Annotated in this window: 16 protein-coding genes; 4 read left to right on the plus strand and 12 right to left on the minus strand. The window is 66.3% G+C overall.

Annotated elements, in window-relative coordinates:
- Window positions 1–2: 2 nt before the first annotated feature.
- Genes hpaD through AC2JAJ_RS09635 form a run of 4 tightly spaced genes read right to left on the minus strand, consistent with a single transcriptional unit; the run spans window position 3 to window position 4,842 of the window.
- Entirely contained in the window at window positions 3–1,088 is a 1,086-nt protein-coding gene (hpaD, locus tag AC2JAJ_RS09620) for a 3,4-dihydroxyphenylacetate 2,3-dioxygenase (RefSeq protein WP_486416048.1), read from the minus strand.
- A 38-nt stretch (window positions 1,089–1,126) separates the two neighbouring features.
- The gene (gene hpaE / locus AC2JAJ_RS09625; RefSeq protein ID WP_486416047.1) at window positions 1,127–2,665 is read right to left on the minus strand and encodes a 5-carboxymethyl-2-hydroxymuconate semialdehyde dehydrogenase; all 1,539 of its coding nucleotides are present in this window, start codon (window positions 2,663–2,665) and stop codon (window positions 1,127–1,129) included.
- A 52-nt stretch (window positions 2,666–2,717) separates the two neighbouring features.
- Complete coding sequence (locus tag AC2JAJ_RS09630; protein WP_486416046.1) at window positions 2,718–3,377, minus strand: GntR family transcriptional regulator; 660 nt, start codon at window positions 3,375–3,377, stop codon at window positions 2,718–2,720.
- Window positions 3,370–4,842, minus strand: coding sequence for a fumarylacetoacetate hydrolase family protein (locus AC2JAJ_RS09635; protein WP_486416045.1), 1,473 nt, complete (start codon window positions 4,840–4,842; stop codon window positions 3,370–3,372). Before AC2JAJ_RS09635 ends, AC2JAJ_RS09630 begins: the two co-directional genes overlap by 8 nt.
- 227 nt (window positions 4,843–5,069) lie before the next feature.
- On the opposite strand from AC2JAJ_RS09635, the gene AC2JAJ_RS09640 reads away from it, so the two are divergent.
- Window positions 5,070–6,992 (plus strand): FAD-binding monooxygenase, encoded by a 1,923-nt coding sequence (locus tag AC2JAJ_RS09640; RefSeq protein ID WP_486416044.1) that lies wholly within the window; start codon window positions 5,070–5,072, stop codon window positions 6,990–6,992.
- Here the strand turns inward: AC2JAJ_RS09640 and AC2JAJ_RS09645 are convergent.
- From AC2JAJ_RS09645 to AC2JAJ_RS09675, 7 genes are all read right to left on the minus strand, one after another.
- Window positions 6,965–7,819: a prephenate dehydratase gene (locus tag AC2JAJ_RS09645; protein ID WP_486416043.1), complete on the minus strand. Its 855-nt coding sequence runs from the start codon at window positions 7,817–7,819 to the stop codon at window positions 6,965–6,967. The two genes, AC2JAJ_RS09640 and AC2JAJ_RS09645, sit on opposite strands and share 28 nt — an antisense overlap.
- Before the next feature lie 90 nt (window positions 7,820–7,909).
- Window positions 7,910–9,826, minus strand: a complete 1,917-nt coding sequence (locus tag AC2JAJ_RS09650; RefSeq protein WP_486416042.1) for an amylosucrase — start codon at window positions 9,824–9,826, stop codon at window positions 7,910–7,912.
- Window positions 9,827–9,913: 87 nt separating this feature from the next.
- Window positions 9,914–10,705: a polyphosphate--glucose phosphotransferase gene (ppgK, locus tag AC2JAJ_RS09655; protein ID WP_486416711.1), complete on the minus strand. Its 792-nt coding sequence runs from the start codon at window positions 10,703–10,705 to the stop codon at window positions 9,914–9,916.
- Window positions 10,702–12,414 (minus strand): glycoside hydrolase family 13 protein, encoded by a 1,713-nt coding sequence (locus tag AC2JAJ_RS09660; RefSeq protein ID WP_486416041.1) that lies wholly within the window; start codon window positions 12,412–12,414, stop codon window positions 10,702–10,704. The genes ppgK and AC2JAJ_RS09660 overlap by 4 nt, the downstream gene beginning before the upstream one ends.
- Window positions 12,415–12,464: 50 nt before the next feature.
- Window positions 12,465–13,379 (minus strand): carbohydrate ABC transporter permease, encoded by a 915-nt coding sequence (locus tag AC2JAJ_RS09665; RefSeq protein WP_221383722.1) that lies wholly within the window; start codon window positions 13,377–13,379, stop codon window positions 12,465–12,467.
- Window positions 13,376–14,311, minus strand: a complete 936-nt coding sequence (locus AC2JAJ_RS09670) for a carbohydrate ABC transporter permease (protein WP_473695498.1) — start codon at window positions 14,309–14,311, stop codon at window positions 13,376–13,378. The genes AC2JAJ_RS09665 and AC2JAJ_RS09670 overlap by 4 nt, the downstream gene beginning before the upstream one ends.
- A 39-nt stretch (window positions 14,312–14,350) precedes the next feature.
- Window positions 14,351–15,628 (minus strand): ABC transporter substrate-binding protein, encoded by a 1,278-nt coding sequence (locus AC2JAJ_RS09675; protein ID WP_486416039.1) that lies wholly within the window; start codon window positions 15,626–15,628, stop codon window positions 14,351–14,353.
- Window positions 15,629–15,719: 91 nt separating this feature from the next.
- On the opposite strand from AC2JAJ_RS09675, the gene AC2JAJ_RS09680 reads away from it, so the two are divergent.
- On the plus strand, window positions 15,720–16,925 hold the full coding sequence (locus tag AC2JAJ_RS09680) for an ROK family transcriptional regulator (protein ID WP_221383719.1): 1,206 nt from the start codon (window positions 15,720–15,722) through the stop codon (window positions 16,923–16,925).
- 36 nt (window positions 16,926–16,961) lie between these two features.
- On the opposite strand, the gene AC2JAJ_RS09685 is transcribed toward AC2JAJ_RS09680, so the two are convergent.
- Window positions 16,962–17,630 carry a GntR family transcriptional regulator gene (locus AC2JAJ_RS09685; protein ID WP_221383718.1) on the minus strand — a complete coding sequence of 223 codons (669 nt, stop codon included), beginning with the start codon at window positions 17,628–17,630 and terminating at the stop codon, window positions 16,962–16,964.
- Between the two features lie 125 nt (window positions 17,631–17,755).
- Between AC2JAJ_RS09685 and glyA the strand changes: the two genes are divergently transcribed.
- The gene (gene glyA, locus AC2JAJ_RS09690; protein WP_221383717.1) at window positions 17,756–19,096 is read left to right on the plus strand and encodes a serine hydroxymethyltransferase; all 1,341 of its coding nucleotides are present in this window, start codon (window positions 17,756–17,758) and stop codon (window positions 19,094–19,096) included.
- A complete protein-coding gene (locus AC2JAJ_RS09695; protein ID WP_221383716.1) occupies window positions 19,093–20,313 on the plus strand; it encodes a sarcosine oxidase subunit beta family protein in 1,221 nt (406 codons plus the stop codon). The genes glyA and AC2JAJ_RS09695 overlap by 4 nt, the downstream gene beginning before the upstream one ends.
- Window positions 20,314–20,333: the final 20 nt, after the last annotated feature.

Raw genomic sequence — 20,333 nt, forward strand, 5'->3', positions numbered from 1 at the left:
GGCTAGACCTGGACTCCCAGTTTGAAGCCGGTCCGGTCGCCTTCGGGCGAGCCGTCCTTGCGGGTGTAGGAGAAGCCGTCGGCCCCCACGGTCACCGCCATCTCGGACTTTTCTTCGCGGACGATGACCGGCTGCGGGTTGCCGTCGAGGTCCAGGACGAGGGAGGCTTCGGTGTACCAGGAGGGGACCACGGGGTTGCCCCACCAGTCGCGGCGCTGGTTGTCGTGGACGTCCCAGGTGATGGTGGGGTTGTCGGGGTCGCCGGTGTAGTAGTCCTGGGTGTAGATCTCGATGCGGTGCCCGTCCGGGTCCAGGATGTAGAGGTAGAACGCGTTGGACACCCCGTGCCGGCCGGGGCCGCGTTCGATCCTGTCGCTGATGCGCAGGGCGCCCATCTTGTCGCAGATCTGGATGATGTTGTGCTTCTCGTGCGTGGCGAAGGCCACGTGGTGCATGCGCGGGCCGTTGCCGCCGGTCAGGGCGGTGTCGTGGACGGTCTGCTTGCGGTGCATCCACGCGGCGTAGGTGACGCCGTCGGAGTCCTTGATGTCCTCGGAGACGCGGAAGCCCAGGTCCTCCAGGTACGCCCGGCCCTTGGGGACATCCGGGGTGACCTGGTTGAAGTGGTCCAGCCGAACCAGTTCACCGGCGGAGTAGAGGTCGTAGCGCTGGGTGAGGCGCTCCACGTGCTCCACCTCGTAGAAGAACTCGTAAGGGAAGCCCAGGGGGTCCTCGACGCGGACGGAGTCGCCGATGCCCTTGGTGAAGCCGTCCTTGCGGCGCTCCACCCGGCAGCCGAGCTCCTTGTAGTAGGCCTCGGCGGCGTCCACCTCGGCCGGGGACTTCACCCGGTAGGCGAAGGCGGCGACGGCGGCGACGGGTCCCTTGCGCAGCACCAGGTTGTGGTGGATGAACTCCTCCAGGGAGCGCAGGTAGATCGCGTTCTCGTCCTCTTCGGTGACGTGCAGGCCCAGGACATCCACGTAAAACTCCCGGGACCTGGCGAGGTCGGTGACGACGATCTCCATGTAGGCGCAGCGGACGATGTCCGGAGCAGGGACGGTGGGGGTGGGGACGAAATTGGTCATTGGAGTCTCTCTTCTTTGAGCAGGTAAGGGGAAGGAAATTAGCCCTCGTTGGCGGCAGAGTCTTCGATGCTGCCGAACTTGGGGGTGTGGACGCTGCCGAGCGTGATGTGCACGGCCTGCTGGTCGGTGTAGAAATCGATGGAGCGGTAGCCGCCCTCGTGGCCCAGGCCGGAGGCCTTGACGCCACCGAACGGGGTGCGCAGGTCGCGGACGTTGTGGCTGTTCAGCCACACCATGCCGGCTTCGACGTTCTGCGAGAAGTTGTGCGCCCGGGTCAGGTTCTGCGTCCAGATGTAGGCGGCGAGACCGTACTTGGTGTTGTTGGCCAGGGCGAGGGCCTCGTCGTCGTTCTCAAACGGGGTGATGGCCACGACGGGTCCGAAGATTTCCTCCTGGAAGATCCGGGCCTCGGGGGCGACGTCGGCAAACACCGTGGGTGCGATGTAGTTGCCTTCGGGCAGGTGGTCCGGGCGGCCGCCGCCAGCCAGGAGCCTGCCCTCGGACTTGCCGATCTCCACGTAGGAGGCCACTTTCTCGTAGTGCTCCGGGTGGACCAGGGCACCCACCTGCGTTTTGGGGTCGTGGGGATCGCCGACCACGATGTTCTTCGCCCGGGCGGCGTACTTCTCGCAGAACTCGTCGTAGATGGCGCGTTCCACGAGGATCCGCGAGCCTGCCGTGCAGCGCTCGCCGTTGAGGGAGAAGACGCCGAACAGGGCGGAATCGATGGCGGCGTCCAGGTCGGCGTCGGCAAAGACGACGCAGGGGGACTTGCCGCCCAGTTCCATGGACAGGCCCTTCAGGTTCGCTGCGGCATTCCGGAAGATCGTCTGGCCCGTGGTGGTCTCCCCGGTGAAGGAGATCAGCGGCACGTCCGGGTGCTTGACCAGCGCGTCGCCTGCTTCCTCACCGAGGCCGTTGACCAGGTTGAAGACGCCGTCCGGCAGCCCGGCGTCCTTGAAGATGGTGGCCCACAGGGAGGCGGAGAGCGGGGTGAACTCGGCGGGCTTGAGGACCACGGTGTTGCCGGTAGCCAGGGCCGGGGCCAATTTCCAGGACTCGAGCATGAAGGGTGTGTTCCACGGGGTGATCAGGCCGGCCACGCCGATCGGCTTGCGGTTCACGTAGTTGATCTGCGAGCCGGGGACCTTCATGGCATCGTCGAACTGGGCCACGATCAGGTCGGCGAAGAACCGGAAATTCTCCGCCGCACGCAGTGCCTGGCCCTTGGCCTGGGTGATCGGCAGGCCGGTGTCGAAGGTTTCCAGTTCGGCGAGCCGGGCTTCCTGGGCCTCCACGGCGTCGGCGATCCGGTTAAGGACGCGGGCGCGTTCACGCGGCTTCATCCTGGGCCACGGGCCGTTGGTGAACGCTTCGCGGGCGGCGGCGACGGCGAGGTCGATGTCCTCCTTTTGCCCGGCCGCGGCGGTGGCGTAGTTCCGGTTGGACACCGGGTCCAGGACGTCGAACGTCTTCCCGGAGACCGAGTCAACGAACCGGCCGTTGATGTAGTGCTGGATGTGGGAGGGCAAGTCCTCGGGAACGTAGTGCTTGCTGGTTTCTACTGAGGTCGTCATCGTTGAAGTCCTTACTGCGTTCTATTCGTACAAGTGGTCTTGGCGTTGCGTTTTAGGTGGTTTGGGCCAGATACGCGTCCAGGGTGGCCGTTCGGTGCTGGCGGGCTGCTTTTTCGATCGTGTCGGCGTCGGCTCCGGTTTCGATGAGCTTCAGCAGGTTCTCGTGTTCCTCCACCGAGTCCCGGGCGCGGCCGGGGACGAAGCGGAACGTGGAGGACCGGAGCGCGGCGAGCCGGTTCCAGCCGCGGTGCACCAGGTCCAGGATGTGCGGGTTGGGGCAGTGCTCGAACAGGACGCTGTGGAAGTCCTGGTTGAGCTGCGTGAAGCGGACGGGATCGAAGTGGTCCAGGCACTTCCGCATGTCTTCGTTCACGGCCCGGGCCCGGGCGATGGCCGCAGGATCGATCAGCGGCGCCGACAACGCGGTGGCGGCGCCCTCCACGATGCTCAGGGTCTGCATGGTGTAGAGGTATTCGGTGGGATCGATCCCGGCTACCGTGGCGCCGACATTCCGTTCGAAGGTCACCAGGCCCTCGGCCTCCAACCGCCGGATGGCCTCGCGGACGGGGACCACGCTGAAGCCGAGGTCCTTGGCGATCGAGCCCAGGACCAGCCGGTAGCCGGGGGTGTAACTGCCTTCGACGATCCGTGCCTTCACGGCCTGGTACGCCTGTTCGGCCTTGCTGCCGGCCACCGCAAGGGTCTCAGTCATTGGTCTTGCTTCCCATGCGTTCCCACTCCGCGTACCTCTTCTGCCACTCGGCGTTCATCGGGTAGAGGCCGTCCACGCTGTTGCCCTGCCTGACCATCTCGAAGATGAAGGCCTCTTCCTTTTCCTGCTGGATGCAGTCGTCCGCCAGTTCTTCTGCGATGGCCGGCGGGATCACCAGGATGCCGTCGGAATCTGCCACGATGATGTCGCCGGGCTGCACGGTGGCGCCGCCGCAGGCGATAGTGATGTCCGTGTCCCAGGGGATGTGGCGCCGGCCAAGCACCGCGGGGTGCGGGTTGGCGAAGTAGGTGGGCATGTCCAGGTCCGCTACGGCTGAGTAGTCGCGGACGCCGCCGTCGGTGATGATGGCTGCCGCGCCGCGGACCTGGGCGCGCAGGGCCAGGATGTCACCCACAGTGCCGGTGCCCTTCTCGCCGCGGGCCTCCATGACCAGGATTTCGCCCTCGTTGACGGAATCGATGGCGCGCTTCTGGGCGTTGAACCCGCCGCCGTGGGTCTTGAACAGGTCCTCGCGGTTGGGAACGTAGCGAAGGGTCCGGGCCAGGCCCACCACTCGGCGGTCCGGGCGGGTGGCCTGCAGCCCGTCGATGCTCACGTTGTTCAGGCCGCGCTTGCGCATCTGCGACGACAGCGTGGCGGTGGCCACCGATTCGAGCTTGGCCTTCAGCTCGGGGGAGAGGGCAGTGGCCACTGCCGGAAGCCCGGCGGCTTCGCGGGATCCGTAGGCCTCCTCCCGCTGCAGGTCATCAACCTTGGGCCGGGCACCAAAGTCGGCGAACGCCGTCGTGCCCTCCTCCACCCTGGTGACCAGGCGGCCCGTGGACAGGGCCCCATCAACGGTGCCCACCTCAACCTCCAGCACGTCTCCGGGCTTTGCGACCGAAGCGCCGGCCGGGGTGCCGGTGAGGATGATGTCGCCTTCTTCGAGCGTGAGCAGCTGGGACAGGTCCGCCACCAGCAGGGCGAACGGGAAAAGCAGGTCCTTGGTGGTGTCATCCTGGACAAGGCGGCCGTTGTGCCAGGTGCGGATGCGCAGTTGGGAAGGGTCGACGGCGTCTGCCGGAATAAGTGCCGGGCCCACCGGGGTGAAACCGTCGCCGCCCTTGGACCGGAGGTTGGAGCCCTTGTCAGCCCAGCGAAGGTCGTAGACGCCGAGGTCGTTGCTCGCCGTGACGGCGGCGACGTGGCTCCAGGCATCCTCGATCGAAACGCGGCGGGCGGCCTTGCCGATCACCAAGGCGATCTCGCCCTCGAAGCCGAGCAGCTCGCAACCGGCCGGCCGCTCCACAGCGCTCCCGCTGGTTGCCAACGAGCTGGAAGGCTTGAGGAAGTAGGACGGCTGGGCCGGGGTGCGGCCGCGCTGGGCAGCCCGGCTGGGGTAGTTGACGTGCACCGCGATCACCTTGCGCGCTGCTGCCAGGGTGTCGCCGTTGACCTGCTCCAAAGCATCTCCTCATCAGGTACGAAATCGTATACGATCACTATCCCCAGATTCGCGGCATCCGTCAACCCCCTGATTTTCCGGAGTTTTCCGATGGGGAAGGAGCCACTTGTCGCACGCGTCACATCCGGCGTACAGTGGAAATCAAGTTCCCAGTTTTCGATTATCGAATCAAGTGTTCTGATATAGAACACATTGCTTAGTCATCCACAACGAAGTGAGGAAAACCCGTGCAGTTCCACCACCACGGATATGTATCCGGTGACCCCCGCGTCCTTCCGGCCGCCGGCGTCGGCCTTGACCGCCCCGAGGAGCTTCCTGAGGAAGTGGACGTGCTCATCGTGGGCAGCGGCCCGGCGGGGATGCTTGCCGCCGCGCAGCTGTCCATGTTTCCCAGCGTGACCACCCGCATCATCGAGCGCCGCCCCGGCCGCCTGGCCATCGGCCAGGCCGACGGCATCCAGGCCCGCAGCGTCGAGACCTTCCAGGCCTTCGGCTTCGCGGAGCGGATCATCGCAGAGGCCTACCGGATCACCGAGATGGCCTTCTGGAAGCCGGACCCCGCCAACCGCGCGAACATCGTCAGGGCTGCCCGTGCCGTGGACGATGAGACAGGCATCAGCGAATTCCCGCACCTGATCGTCAACCAGGCCCGCGTGCTGGACTACTTCGCGGAGTTTGCGGCCAACTCGCCAACCCGCCTGAAGCCCGACTATGGCTACGATTTCGAAGGCCTCGAGGTTACCGGCGCGGGCGACTACCCGGTGACCGTGACGCTCCGGCACACCGCGGGCCCGAAGGAGGGGCAGGAGCGCATTGTCCGGGCCAAGTATGTGGTCGGCGCAGACGGCGCCCGCAGCAAGGTGCGCCAGGCGATCGGCTGCACGCTTGCCGGCGACCAGGCCAACCACGCCTGGGGCGTGATGGACACCCTCGCCGTCACCGACTTCCCCGACATCCGCACCAAGTGCGCCATACAAGGTGAAAAAGGCAGCATCCTGCTGATCCCCCGCGAGGGCGGCCACCTGTTCCGCATGTACGTGGACCTGGGCGAGGTGGATCCGGCCACCCACCACGCCGTCCGGAACACCAGCATCGAGGAAATCATCGCCAAGGCCAATGAGATCCTCCACCCGTACACCCTGGACGTCCGCAACGTAGCCTGGCACAGCGTCTACGAGGTGGGCCACCGGCTCACGGACAGGTTCGACGATGTGCTGCCGCAGGACCGCGGAACCCGCACCCCGCGCGTCTTCATCACCGGCGACGCCTGCCACACGCACAGCGCCAAGGCCGGCCAGGGCATGAACGTCTCCATGCAGGACGGGTTCAACATCGCCTGGAAGCTGGGGCACGTCCTGGAGGGCCGCAGCCCGGAAAGCCTGCTGACGACCTACTCCGAAGAGCGGCAGGTGGTGGCCAAGAACCTGATCGACTTCGACAAGGAGTGGTCAACCATGATGGCCAAGAAGCCGGAGGACTTCGAGCACCCCTCGGACCTCGAAGACTTCTACGTGCGCACCGCGGAGTTCCCTGCCGGATTCATGACCCAGTACGCCCCGTCCCTGATCGTCGGCAGCGCCGGGCACCAGGACCTGGCCGCCGGGTTCCCCGTGGGCAAACGCTTCAAGTCCGCGCCTGTGGTCCGCGTGGGCGACACCAACCCCATCCACCTGGGCCATCACGCAACGGCTGACGGCCGCTGGCGGATCTACGTCTTCGCGGACCCCGCCCTGCCCGGCACCAACTCGGCCACCGATATGCTCGCCGAGTGGTTTGCCAAGTCGCCTGAGTCCCCGCTGGCCGCCACCCCTGCCGGCGCGGACCTGGACGCGTGGTTCGACCTGAAAGTCATCTACCAGCAGCCGCATACCGGCGTCGACATCGGCGCCGTGCCCGCCGTCTTCAAACCGCAGGTGGGCCCGTTCAAGCTCACCGACTACGAAAAGGTGTACGCCACCGACCCCAAGTCCGATATTTTCGACCTGCGGGGCCTGGACCGGAACGGCGTTGTGGTGGTGGTCCGCCCGGACCAGTACGTGGCCAACGTCCTGCCGCTGACGGCAACCGCGGAGCTCGGTGCGTTCTTCGGGCCGCTGCTGAAGGCCGCACCCGCGCAGCCGCGTCAGGCCGTGGCGGCCGCCGCCCGGTAGTCCGCCGCCGGGTAGACGCCGAGGATCCGCACCTCGGTGGTGAAGAAGTCCAGTTCCTCGAGGGCCAGCTTCAGCGGCAGGTCCTCGGGGTGGCCTTCCACATCCGCCATGAACATGGTGGCGGCAAATTCGTTGCCCACCATGTAGCTCTCCAGCCGCGTCATGTTCACGCCGTTGGTGGCGAAACCCCCGAGCGCCTTGTACAGGGCGGAGGGGACGTTGCGGACGCGGAACACAAAGCTGGTGACTGCCGGTCCGGGAAGTTCCTCCCGGGTCGGCAGCGCCGTTTCCCGGGCCAGGACCACGAAGCGGGTGGTGTTGGAGGGATCGTCCTCAACCCGGGACGCAAGGACCTCCAGGCCGTAGATCTGCGCGGCGAGCGGCGGAGCGAGGGAGAGCTTGCGCGGATCGTTCCACTCGGCCACTTCACGGGCAGATCCAGCGGTGTCACCGGCAATCACCGGCTTGAGGCCGTGGTCGCGGATGAGCTTCCGGCACTGGCCCAGCGCGTGGATATGGCTGTGGACTTCGGTGGCGCCTTCGATGGTGCTGCCAGGAATGCCCAGCAGGTCGAAGTGGATGGGCAGGAAGTATTCACCCACGATCTGCAGGTTGGACTGCGGGAGCAGGATGTGGATGTCCGCCACCCGCCCGGCAATGGAGTTCTCGATCGGGATCATGGCCAGCTCCGCCTCGCCGCTGCTTACCAGCTCGAACGCGTCCTCGAAGCTGGCGCATGGGACGCTGTCCATGTCCGGGAACATCTGCTGACACGCGATATTGGAGTTGGCGCCGGGCTCACCCTGGTACGCAATCTTGGAGGCCATGGTCCGTATGGTTTCACGCGCCGCCCCCGGTGGCCCAACTGGGTGGCGCCAAGTGTCGTTATGAGCCGTCAAAACGGCACTTGGCGCTGCTTACTTGGGCGTGACGCGCAGCCAGAGGTACTGGCGGGGGAGCAGCGTGACGCCGTCGGCCAGGTCCAGGGCCGCTTCGGAGAGAAGGTCGACGGCGGCAGGCGAGTACCCGCCGAAGGTATCCGGGGGCAGGGTCTGGGGCGAGTCACCGAAGTTGGCCAGGGCCAGGATGGTGCTGTCGACGCCGGCCGGGTCCCCTGGCCGCTGGTACCCGAGCACCGAGCTGTTGTTCGTGGCAAAGTCCACCAGCGTGGTCCCGGCCAGTTCCGGGGTGTTGGCCCGGACCTCGATCATCCGCTTCAGGCCCGCGTACACCGCGCCTTCCGGCGTGGCGGGGTCATCGCGGCGGGCGTACTGTTCGGCGGGGAAGTGCGGCCGGTGCACCCACCTGCTGTCAGCCTCGTGCCCCGGTTCGGAGGCGTAGGCGTAGTCATTGACCTGGCCCACCTCGTCGCCCAGGTACAGCAGCGGGACGCCGCCGGTGCTGAACGGCACCGAATGGGCCAGGAGGATCCGTTCCACCGCCTCCGCCGGGTTGACCTCCATGCCGCACAGCGACGCCGTCGTGCCTGAAATCCTGCAGTCACCTGTCTTGGGATTGTCCTGGAAGGGCACCCCACGGGCGAAGCTGCCGGGGAAGCGGTTCACGTAGAAAGAGTTCAGGAACCGCCGGTGGTCGAAGCCGTTGATACCCAGCTCGGCGGCGTCCTCGTCCGCGAAGGTCCAGCCGATGTCGTCGTGGCTGCGCACATAGTTCACCCAGGCCGTGCCGTCCGGGATGTTGTGCCGGCGTTCCAGCGCCTGGGCCAGGAGGGAGACGTCCCGGGTGGCCAGGGACTCCCAGATCAGCGCCATCTGCAGCGGGTTGTAGGAAAGCTGGCATTCGGCGGGGTCGATGTAGAGGGCCACCTCGTCCGGGTGCACGATGGCTTCGGACTTGAACAGCAGCGACGGCGCCGCCAGTCGGCACACGGCGTTGAAGGCCCGCAGCAGCGTGTGGGCCTGCGGCAGGTTCTCGCAGGGAGTGCCCAGCTGTTTCCAGATGAAGGCCACGGCGTCCATGCGCAGGATGTCCACGCCCTGGTTGGCCAGGAACAGCATCTCGCCCGCCATGGCCCGGAAGACGTCCGGGTTGGAGTAGTTCAGGTCCCACTGGTAGGTGTGGAACGTGGCCCAGACCCAGCGGCCGTCCGCCATCTGGATGAAGGACCCCGGGTGGTTTTCGGGGAAGATTTCCCGCACGTTCCCTTCAAAGGCATCCGGCATGGTGCGGTCCGGGAAGATCCAGTAGTAGTCGCTGTACTCCGGGTCTCCTGCAGCAGCCTTCCGCGCCCACTCGTGCTCGTCCGAGGTGTGGTTGAAGATGAAGTCCACCACCAGGCTGATGCCGTTGCTGCGCAGTTCCGCGGCCAGCGACCGCAGCTGGTCCATGGTCCCCAGCTTGGGGTTGACCTGCCGGTAGCTGGATACCGCGTAGCCGCCGTCGGAGTGCGGCTCGGGTGCCAGGAACAGGGGCATCAGGTGCAGGTAGGTGAGGCCGAGTTCCTTGAAGTAAGGGATCCGCGCCCGTACTCCTTCCAGGCTTTCGGCATAGCGGTCCACGTAGCAGACCCCGCCCAGCATGCCGTTGGACTGGAACCAGTCCGGGTTGCCTTCCCGCTCGGCGTCCAGGGCCTTCAGCTCCTGCGGGCGCTCCTGCCAGGACCGCGCGCTCTGGACCACCAGGGCGGACAGCTGCTCCAGCCAGTCCGTCCGGTCGCCGTACAGCGAATGGAAGAGGCTGCGGAGGGTGGGAAAGTGTTCCGCCAGGCGCCGGTCAAAGTCCGGATCCGCTGCGAGGCCGAGGCCGCGTTCCCCTGCCAACGCGGACAGCACATGCTGGCGCGCTTCTTCGTCCTCGTTAACGGTTCCCTGCATGCCACAGCCCCTTCCGGCCGCCGCCGGCGCGTCCGGCGGCACTTGTACTGAAGTATTCCACGTCACACTTCAGGGGTTTTGAATGAATTATGTCCAGCCGGCGGTTGCCTGCAGGGCCGCGCCCACCACGCCCGCCGAGTTTTCCAGGCTCGCCGGAACGACCCTGGTGCGCAGTGACAGGCGGGGCAGGTATTCGATGCTGCAGGCTGAAATTCCCCCGCCGATGATGATGAGGTCCGGCGAGAACAGGAACTCCACATGCGAGAGGTACTGCTGCAGCCGGTCCGCGTACTCCACCCAGTCGAGCCCTTCGTTTTCACGGACGACGGCTGATGCCCGGGATTCCGCCTTGGAGCCGCCCACTTCCAAGTGGCCCAGCTCGAAGTTGGGTACCAGCCTGCCGTCGACGATCAGTGCAGACCCGATGCCCGTTCCCAGGGTCAGGACCAGGACAACGCCCTGCTTGGCTGCGCCGGCGCCGTAATGGGCTTCGGCCATGCCGGCGGCGTCGGCGTCATTCACGACGCAGACGGGCCGCCCAAGCCGGGACCGCAGGTAGGACTGGACGTCGAGCCCGATCCAGCCGCGGTCCATGTTTGCCGCTGACCTCGCCACTCCCCGCTGGACAATCGAGGGGATGGCGATGCCCACAGCACCGTCCGCAGCCCCAGGGCTCTCGGCTTCGAGCTCAGCGACGAGCCGGTCCATGGTGTCTGCAACGGCCTCCACGCTGCCGCCGGGCGGTGTCTGGAGGCGGCGGACTGGCCCGGCAGGGGCGCCGCCGGCAAGGTCGACGAGTGCGCCCTTGATCCACGTCCCGCCAACATCGATCCCGATCCGGAAACCCGGTCCCGCCGCGGCTTCGGGGCTGGCGGTCACCGGAGCCACGCGGTGGCAGCGCCTGGCAGGCTGCCTGCCTCCAGCGGTGAACTGGAGACCAGCACCTCACCGGCGGGCAGTTCGAAGGCTTCGGTGCCGAAGTTCGTCACGGAAGTCCAGCCGTTGGGACGGCGGAAGGCCACGACGTCATCACGGCCGGTCTCCAGCCACTCCAGCGCTTCAGCTGTCTGCAGCTGCGACCGCAGGGCCATTGCCCGCCGGTAGAGGGACAGGGTGGAGCCCACCTGTCCTTCCTGGGCCTCCACCGAGCTGCCCGCAAACCATGCCGGCTGGGGCAGGTGGGAGGCGCCGGCCCCGAAGCCGAAGGATGCGCCGCCGGAGGTCCAGGGCAGCGGGACGCGGCAGCCGTCGCGGCCGATGTCCACGCCCTTGTTCCGGAAGAAGGCCGGGTCCTGGCGCTCGGAATCGGGGATTTCGCAGCCTACTTCCTGCAGGCCCAGTTCCTCGCCCTGGTACAGGTACGCGGAGCCGGGCAGGGCGAACATCAGCAGGGACGCGGCACGGGCCCGGCGCAGGCCGAGTTCGACGTCGACGTCCTCCTGCCTGCCTCCGGCCAGCAGCCACTGCTTGCCCGCCTGCCCCGCCATGATGCCCTCGGCCGAATCTTCGGACGCAGGAAGCCCATAGCGGGTGGCATGCCGGACGACGTCGTGGTTGGAGAACACCCAGGTGGACGAAGCACCCGACGCTTCAGCCTCGGCGAGGTTCTTGGTGATGATCGTCCGGAACTGGGCGGCGTCGAAGTCAGCCTGCAGCAGGTCGAAGTTGAAGGCCTGGCCCAGTCCCTCCGGGCTCGCGTAGCGGGCGCGGCGGTCCGCGTGCACCCAGGCTTCGGCGACGGCGGTCCGCGGCGGGGTGTATTCGTTGAACAGCTTGCGCCACTCGGCATAGATCTCGTGGACTTCGTCACGGTCCCAGTAGGGGTGCCGGCCTTCGAGGTACAGCGCCTCGCCCTGGGCCTCAAGGTCTGCCGTGGTGGGCAGGGTTTCTTCGAGGTTCTTGGTCAGTGCGTGGGCGACGTCGATGCGGAAGCCGTCCACGCCGCGGTCGGACCAGAAGCGCAGCGTCGACAGGAAGTCCTCCCGGACCTCCCGGTTGTCCCAGTTAAAGTCGGGCTGTTCCTTGGCGAAAATATGCATGTACCACTGGCCGGGGGTGCCGTCCGGTTCGGTAATGCGCTCCCACGCCGGGCCGCCGAACACCGAGACCCAGTCCGACGGCGGCAGTTCACCGTTTTCGCCCAGCCCGTCACGGAAGACGTAGCGGTCACGGGCGGCGGAGCCCCTGGGCGCGGCGAGGGCTTCGCGGAACCATTCGTGGCGGTCCGAGGAGTGGTTGGGCACGATGTCCACGATCAGCTTGATGCCCGCATCGTGCAGGGCCTTGGCCATCGCATCGAAGTCCTCCAGCGTGCCCAGCCGCGGGTCCACGTTGCGGTAGTCGTCCACGTCGTAGCCGCCGTCGGCCAGGGCGGAGGGGTAGAAGGGGCTCAGCCAGACGGCGTCGATGCCCAGTTCCCTCAGGTACGGGACCTTTACGGTGATGCCGTTGATATCTCCCATTCCATCGCCGTTGGAATCCGCGAAGCTGCGGGGGTAGATCTGGTACACGGACGCCTGGCGCCACCAGGTGGGATCGTCCATCCGGAGTGCGTCGGTGCGGGTTGCCATGGTGGCGGTGGTGGGCAAGATTGGTTCCTTCGGTTCTTGGTGCAGGGCGAGGGCTGGGCGCGGGGTCACTACTTGACGGCCCCCTGGGTGAGGCCGGACATCACCCAGCGCTGGGTAAACAGGTAGACGACGATGGCCGGCGCCATCGCCATGAGGTAAGAGGCAAAGGCGACGTTGTAGCTGTTGCTGAACTGCGTCTGGAAGATCTTTTGCAGCACCGGGATGGTCTGCATTTCCGGGTCGGAAATGATGAGCGAGGGCATCATGAAGTCGTTCCAGGAGGCGATGAAGGCAAAGATGCCGACCGTTGCGCTCATGGGTCCGAGCAACGGGAAGATGAGCCGCCAAAACACCTGCCAGGTGCCGGCGCCGTCCATGCGCATGCTTTCCTCCAGCTCCAGGGGGATGGAGCGCAGGAACGCGGTAAACAGCATCGTGTTGAACGCCAGGGCAAAGACGATATGCAGGATCGCCACGCCGAGCGGATTATCAAGCCCCACGAGCCCCGTGAGTTGGATTTGCGGGAGCGCCACCACCGGGAACGGAATGAACATGGCCGCGAGCAGGTAGAAGAACGACCAGCGGAAGAGCCGGCGGTCCCAGTTGCGGACGATCGCGTAGGCTGCCAGCGCCGAGACGACGATCTCCCCGATGACTGCGGTCACAGACACGAACACCGAGATCGCGAAGCCCCGGGGGAAGTTGGTCAGTGTCCAGGCCTGGACGAAACTGTCGAAGCTCAGGGGGCTCGGCAAGGAGAACGCGTTGCCGTCGACCGCCTGGCCGGTGGTCTTGAACGCCATGCTGATGGTGACGTACAGAGGGACGAGCACGGCGAGCGTACAGGCGGCCAGGATGGCTGTTGCCGGCCAGTTCGTGCGTTCCTGTCCCGTGCGGATCCGGCGCTTTCCGGCGGCCGGTCCTGCGGTGATTGGTCCTGAGGTGGTTGGTTCTGCGGGGACGGTGCGGGTCGCGTTGCTCATGCGATCCCTCCTTTGCCACGGGTGAAGCGGAGCTGGATGAGTGCGATGGCAATGCTGATGAGGAAGAAGACCACGGCATTGGCCATCTGGTAGGCGTAGTCGCCGCCTTCGAAGCCGCGGAAGATCGCCATGGCGACGCTGCGGGTGGCAACGCCGGGGCCGCCGTCGGTCAGGCCCACGATGATGTCGTAGGCGTTGAGGTAGTTCTTGAAACCGAGCACCGTGTTGATCACGGCGTACCCGGCAACGAGCGGCAGGGTGATGTGCCGCAGGTTGTGCCAGGGCGTTGCACCGTCGATGGAGCTCGCCTCGTAGACCTCCGCCGGGACCGTGAGGAGCCCGGCAATGTAGATCAGCATGGCACTCGGAATCGACTGCCACGCCGTGACGAAGACGATCGCCAGCCAGGCGAGGTCGGGGTTGGCAAGGATGCTTGAGGCGAGCGGTTCGATTCCCATGCCCTTGCCCAGCAGGGGCAGCGAGTTCGAGAAGAGATACTGGAAGACAAACGCGATGACGATGCCCGAGATCACCATCGGGATCACGAACACCGTGCGCAGCGCAGTGCGGAAGCGGACCCGGGAGGTCAGTCCCAGGGCCAGCAGGAAAGCCAGGATATTCACGACGACGACGGTCACGAGCGAAAAGGCGAGCGTGAATCCGTAGGCGCCGAGGATTCCTTCGTCACGGAAAACCGCGATGAAGTTGCGGATGCCAATGAACTCGAAGTCGCCGAAGCCCACGGAGTTGGTAAAGCTGTAGACGAATCCGAGCACGGCCGGAAGCGTCACGGCCAGCGTGAAAATCGCCAGCGAAGGGAACAGGAAGAAGTAGTACAGCGGGTCGACCCGGCTCTTGCGGGCCCTTGCCGCTTTGGGCGCTGCCTCGGGGGGCACCACCGTTCTGGTGGAAGGTTTCGTCATTGATGACATGGGTGGGTCCTCGTTTCGTGCATCAGATCGGAAGTGTGGTTACGCCCGGAAGGCCAGGCGCGCCCAGTCGGCGTCCATCCGGCGCAGCGTGCCCTCGGGGTCGGCGCCCCCGATGATCGACTGGATGTAGTTGGCGGCCGGGATAGTGTTCGGGATGAACTGGGAGGCGCCCATGTAGAAACGGCCCTCGTCGTAGTACTTCTGCATCTCGACGATCCGCGGGTCGGTGACCGGGGGAGCGTCCTTGACCGTACCGAACCCCAGGAACTTGGCGTTGTAGGGGTTCTGGACCTCCGGCTGCAAAAGGTACTGCAGGAAGGCGCGCGCCCCTTCCTGGCCGTTCGAGACCTCGGGGACCCAGAGCGAGAGGTCGATGTTCACGCGGACCTTCAGGTCGGCGGGGTCGGCGGTCATGGGCAGGGGGAAGGTGCCGAGGTCCAGGTCAGTGCCTGCCTTTTCGATTTCCCCGAAGGCCCACGGCCCTTGGAAGTACATGGCCGCCTGTCCCTGCGCCATGGCGGTGTTGCCATCACCGTAGCCCCGGCTGGAGGCATCGGGGTTGACGTACTTCGTCAACTGGACCATGCGCTGCACCGGTTCCAGCATGGTCTTCTGGAATGACACTTCGGAATCCGGCCCGACGTCCTCGCCAATTTCGTGCATCTTCTTGTAGAAGCCGCGGACGTCGACCATGCCGCCCACGGTGTAGTCGAACAGGCCCTGCGCCACTGTCCATGGATCGCGGAAGGTCCCGTAGATGGGAGTTACGCCGGCTGCCTTCAACCGCTCACACACCTCGACGAGTTCGTCCCAGGTGGTGGGGACAGTGAGGCCGTGCTCTGCAAAGATGCGGCGGTTGTAGATGACCGAGGCCGCCATGACCGAGTAGGGGATGACGCTTGTCCGGCCGGCGTAGGTGGGATACCAGTTTGTCAGGTCCAGCACGTCGTCCCGGATGGAGGCTGCTTCGGGGAGGTCGGAAAGGTCCGAGAGCGCCCCGCGCTCCATGAACCGGGCCATCTCCAGGTTGTAGTTGAGGCAGCCAAGATCGGGGGGACTGCTGCGGACGAAGCTGGCGGAGAGGTTGGTTGCCATATCGTGCAGGACGCGGAACCGGTCCTGGGATTCGGTGAATTTGGCCGCCAGGTCGCGGAAATACGGAACCGCTTCAGGTTTGGACTGGTGGAACGTAATGGTGGGCCTGGTGCCTGCCGGGGAGCACCCGGCCAGGCCGAAAGCGGCCAGCGCACCCCCGGCTGCGGCGAGGAAAGTGCGTCGGGAGACTCGCGTCCCTGCAGGCGTCAAAGGTGGCAACATCGGCTCCTAAGGGCTTTCGAAAGAGAATTTATTTGGATCTTATATTTAGGTCCTATACGAGGATGGGGGACGCAGGGGCTATCGTCAAGGGGTGGACGGAACTACGGCGAGCTCGACCCAACTGTTACGGCAGATCAACTCGGAGGCACTGCTGCGCTTCGCCCTCCAGGAGCAAGTGTTCACGGCGGGGGAGGCCATGGCCGCGACCGGGCTGACGCGCGCGACGGTGCTGGGCGTTTGCGACGGCCTTGTTGGCGCGGGATGGCTTGAGGAAGTAAGCGACGGCGGCGACGCCGGGCCTGCGCCCAAAGGCCGGCCGGCGCGCCGCTACCAACTGCGCGAAGCTGCAGGCGTGGTTGTGGGGCTGGATGCCGGCGAAGGCTATCTCACCACCCTCGTTACGGACCTGCGCGGCCGCGGGCTTGGCAAGCGCCGCAAAAGCATCGACTCGCACGCGCTGGGACGTGCCGGGCGTGTTGCAAGCGCACGGGAGTTGATCGGCCAGGCGCTGGCGGATGCGGGGTGCGGGGATGATGACGTCCTGCTCACGGTGGTCGGCGTGCCCGCGCCGGTGGATGCCGAGGGCATGTCCCCGGAGGGAGGCGAATTCTGGCAGCTGATGAATTCCGGTTTCGCCCCTGCCCTTCCCGGCACTGTCATCGTCGAGAATGACGCCAACCTCGCCGCCATTGCGGAGCAGGCGCAGGAACCGTCCGCCAACGTTGCAACCCTCTTGTCGGGGGAGCGGTTTGGCGCCGGCCTGATCGTGGACGGACGCCTGCTGCGGGGGCGCCAGGGCGGCGCCGGCGAAATGCGGTTCCTGGATGTGTTCGACAGCAAGCTCGTACCCGACGAAGGAGGCTCGGACGGGCTGGGGGCGCTTGCGCGTAAGTGGGCACGCAAGGGCATCCATTCCTACGGCGGAACCACGTCACTGCGTCGCCTTCCCGAGGAGGGGATCCAGGCGGAGGACGTGTTCCAGGCAGCCCGCGAGGGGGATCCGCTGGCAGGGGACATTATTGACCGGCTGGGCGCACGCCTGGCCCGGATCGCCGTGGTGCTCTCCAGTTTGCTCGACATTGAGCGGGTGGTCATCGCGGGCGGGATCTCAAGCGCCATCGGGCCCGTCCTGGAGCATGCGCGCAGTCTGCTCCCCACGGACTCCGGACTGCCCCTCCCGTCCCTGGTTGCGAGCACGCTCGGGGCGGAGGTGGTGGTCCAGGGGGCCATCGAGTCCGCGCTCATGCGGATCAGGCGTGAGCCCATGGCGTTCCTCCCCAGGGCCGCGCGTTCCTGACCCCTGGGTGCGGGGGAGGCCTGGCGCGCCGGTGGGCTAGAGGACGTTGCGGATGGCCTGCTCGAAGCTGCTGACGTGCTCCAGGGCCAGCTTGCCCGCCCGCTCGGAATCGCCGTCGGCCACGGCCTCCAGCAGTTCCACGTGCTCGGCGATGTGCTCCGCCACGGAAGGCACCTTCTCCAGCACCATGCACCAGATGCGCGTGGCCAGGTTGTCGTAGCGGATCAGGACGTCCTCGAGGTGGGCATTTGCCGCCGCCCGGTAGATCAGGCGGTGCACCTTGATGTCGTAGCGCATCAGGTCGTAGGGGTCATCGCCCGGGTCCATGCCGGCAATCGCCTTGGCCGTCGCCCGGATCTCGGCCCGCAGCGCCGGCGTCGCCAGCTTGGCCGCACGCCGCGCGGCAAGGGGTTCCAGGGATTCGCGCAGTTCCGAGACGTCCGCGAGTTCGGTGATGTCGACGACGGTGGCAAAGGTTCCGCGCCTTGGATACGAGACCACGAGGTGGTCGCTTTCCAGGCGCTTGAGCGCTTCGCGCACCGGCGTGCGGCCGATGCCGAGGTCCGTGGCGATCTTGCCGTCGTTGATCGCCTCACCCGGCCGGATGTCGAGCATGATGAGGCGGTCCCGAAGGTGCCGGTAGGCCTGCTCGGCGAGCGAAAGGTCCCCGTCCCCGACGAGGTGGTTCTCGAGTGTGACGCTCATTTCGAGGGCTCCCAAGGTAGCTATTGACTGCGACGTGATCTGCAACATACTATTACGTCAGTTCTAATATATCAGTTACAGATCAGTTATGGATCAGTAACTCCGAAGGGCTTTGAAGGAGAACAATGCAGGACGTACTGAACGCCTCGCTCGCCACGGTGGACGCCGACGTCGCCGCCGCCGTTGCACAGGAACTGCACCGCCAGCAGTCCACGCTGGAAATGATTGCCTCGGAGAACTTCGCTCCGTCGGCAGTGATGGAGGCCCAGGGCTCGGTCCTGACCAACAAGTACGCCGAGGGCTACCCGGGCAAGCGCTACTACGGCGGCTGCGAGCACGTGGACGTCATCGAGCAGCTGGCCATCGACCGCGTGAAGGCACTGTTCGGCGCCGAATTCGCCAACGTCCAGCCGCACTCCGGCGCGCAGGCCAACGCCGCCGCCATGTTCGCCCTGCTGAACCCGGGCGACACCATCCTGGGCCTGTCCCTGGCCCACGGCGGCCACCTCACCCACGGCATGAAGATCAACTTCTCCGGCAAGCTCTACAACGTGGTCCCGTACCACGTCCGCGAGGAGGACCTCCGCATCGACATGGCAGAGGTGGAAGCCCTGGCCCTGGAGCACAAGCCCAAGCTGATCGTGGCCGGCTGGTCGGCCTACTCCCGCCAGCTGGACTTCGCCGAGTTCCGCCGCATCGCCGACCTCGTGGGCGCCTACCTGATGGTGGACATGGCCCACTTCGCCGGCCTCGTTGCAGCCGGCCTGCACCCCAACCCCGTCCCCTACGCCGACGTGGTCACCACCACCACCCACAAAACCCTCGGCGGCCCCCGTGGCGGCGTGATCCTGGCGAAGGAGGAATACGCCAAGAAGATCAACAGCGCCGTGTTCCCCGGCCAGCAGGGCGGGCCGCTGGAGCACGTGGTCGCCGCCAAGGCCGTGGCGTTCAAGCTCGCCGCCGCCCCCGAATTCAAGGAGCGCCAGGAGCGTGTCCTGCAGGGTGCGCAGCTGCTGGCTGAGCGGCTCCTGCAGGACGACGTCCAGGCCGCCGGCATCTCCGTGGTCAACGGCGGCACCGATGTCCACCTGGTCCTGGTTGACCTGCGCAACTCCGAACTCGACGGCCAGCAGGGCGAGGACGCCCTGCACAAGATCGGCATCACGGTCAACCGCAACGCCGTCCCGTTCGATCCCCGCCCGCCGATGGTTTCCTCGGGCCTGCGGATCGGCACCCCCGCCCTGGCCGCCCGCGGCTTCGGTGCCGCCGAGTTCACCGAGGTCGCGGACATCATCGCGACGGCGCTCATCGCCTCGGCGTCCACCGGCACACTGCCCGGGGACACCGCCGTCGAACTCCGCGCACGCGTGACGGCCCTGGCCGAAAAGTTCCCCCTCTACCCGCACCTCACCGCCGATGCCAGCCTGGCCGAAGCCGAGGCAGACCTGATTGGAGCAGCCCAGTGAGCGCAGACCTCCTCCCCGAGCACCCGGATTTCCTCTGGCGCAACCCGGAACCCAAGTCCTCCTACGACGCCGTGATCGTCGGCGGCGGCGGGCACGGCCTGGCCACGGCCTACTTCCTGGCCAAGAACCACGGGATGACCAACATCGCCATCCTGGAAAAGGGCTGGCTCGCCGGCGGCAACATGGCCCGCAACACCACCATCATCCGCTCCAACTACCTCTGGGACGAGAGCGCGGCCATCTACGAGCACGCCCTGAAGCTGTGGGAGATCCTGCCCGAGGAACTCGAATACGACTTCCTGTTCAGCCAGCGCGGCGTGATGAACCTGGCCCACACCCTGGGCGACGTCCGCGAAAGCATCCGCCGCGTGGGCGCCAACAAGCTCAACGGCGTGGACGCCGAATGGCTGGACCCCCAGCAGGTCAAGGAACTCTGCCCCATCCTCAACATCCGCGACGACATCCGCTACCCGGTCATGGGCGCCACCTACCAGCCCCGCGCCGGCATCGCCAAGCACGACCACGTGGCGTGGGCCTTCGCCCGCAAGTGCGACGAAATGGGCGTGGACATCATCCAGAACTGCGAGGTGACCGGCTTCCTCAAGGACGGCAACCGCGTGGTGGGCGTGAAGACCAACCGCGGCACCATCCACACCGAAAAGGTGGGCCTGGCCGCCGCCGGCCACAGCTCGGTCCTGGCGGAGATGGCAGGCTTCCAGCTGCCCATCCAGTCCCACCCGCTGCAGGCACTGGTGTCCGAACTGCACGAGCCCGTCCACCCCACCGTGGTCATGTCCAACCACGTCCACGTCTACGTCTCGCAGGCGCACAAGGGCGAACTGGTCATGGGTGCCGGCGTGGACTCCTACAACGGCTACGGCCAGCGCGGCTCCTTCCACGTGATCGAGCAGCAGATGGCGGCCGCCGTCGAACTCTTCCCCATCTTTGCCCGGGCCCACGTGCTCCGGACCTGGGGCGGCATCGTGGACACCACCATGGACGCTTCGCCGATCGTGGGCACCACTCCGGTGGAGAACATGTTCGTGAACTGCGGCTGGGGTACCGGCGGGTTCAAGGGCACGCCCGCCGCCGGTATGACCTTCGCGCACACCATCGCCACCGGCGCCCCGCACAAGCTGAACGAGCCGTTCTCGCTGGAACGCTTCGAAACCGGCGCCCTCATCGACGAACACGGCGCCGCCGCCGTGGCCCACTAGCCGTCCGCCACCAGAAAAGG

The sequence above is a fragment of the Arthrobacter sp. MOO21 genome (assembly GCF_057369995.2).

Coding starts and splice junctions, on each gene's coding strand:
- AC2JAJ_RS09685 (WP_221383718.1), bottom strand. CDS start 17,630: ATGAGCGTCACACTCGAGAACCACCTCGTCGGGGACGGGGACCTTTCG.
- AC2JAJ_RS09675 (WP_486416039.1), bottom strand. CDS start 15,628: ATGTTGCCACCTTTGACGCCTGCAGGGACGCGAGTCTCCCGACGCACT.
- AC2JAJ_RS09630 (WP_486416046.1), bottom strand. CDS start 3,377: ATGACTGAGACCCTTGCGGTGGCCGGCAGCAAGGCCGAACAGGCGTAC.
- AC2JAJ_RS09670 (WP_473695498.1), bottom strand. CDS start 14,311: ATGTCATCAATGACGAAACCTTCCACCAGAACGGTGGTGCCCCCCGAG.
- glyA (WP_221383717.1), top strand. CDS start 17,756: ATGCAGGACGTACTGAACGCCTCGCTCGCCACGGTGGACGCCGACGTC.
- hpaD (WP_486416048.1), bottom strand. CDS start 1,088: ATGACCAATTTCGTCCCCACCCCCACCGTCCCTGCTCCGGACATCGTC.
- AC2JAJ_RS09645 (WP_486416043.1), bottom strand. CDS start 7,819: ATGGCCTCCAAGATTGCGTACCAGGGTGAGCCCGGCGCCAACTCCAAT.
- AC2JAJ_RS09650 (WP_486416042.1), bottom strand. CDS start 9,826: ATGCAGGGAACCGTTAACGAGGACGAAGAAGCGCGCCAGCATGTGCTG.
- hpaE (WP_486416047.1), bottom strand. CDS start 2,665: ATGACGACCTCAGTAGAAACCAGCAAGCACTACGTTCCCGAGGACTTG.
- AC2JAJ_RS09665 (WP_221383722.1), bottom strand. CDS start 13,379: ATGAGCAACGCGACCCGCACCGTCCCCGCAGAACCAACCACCTCAGGA.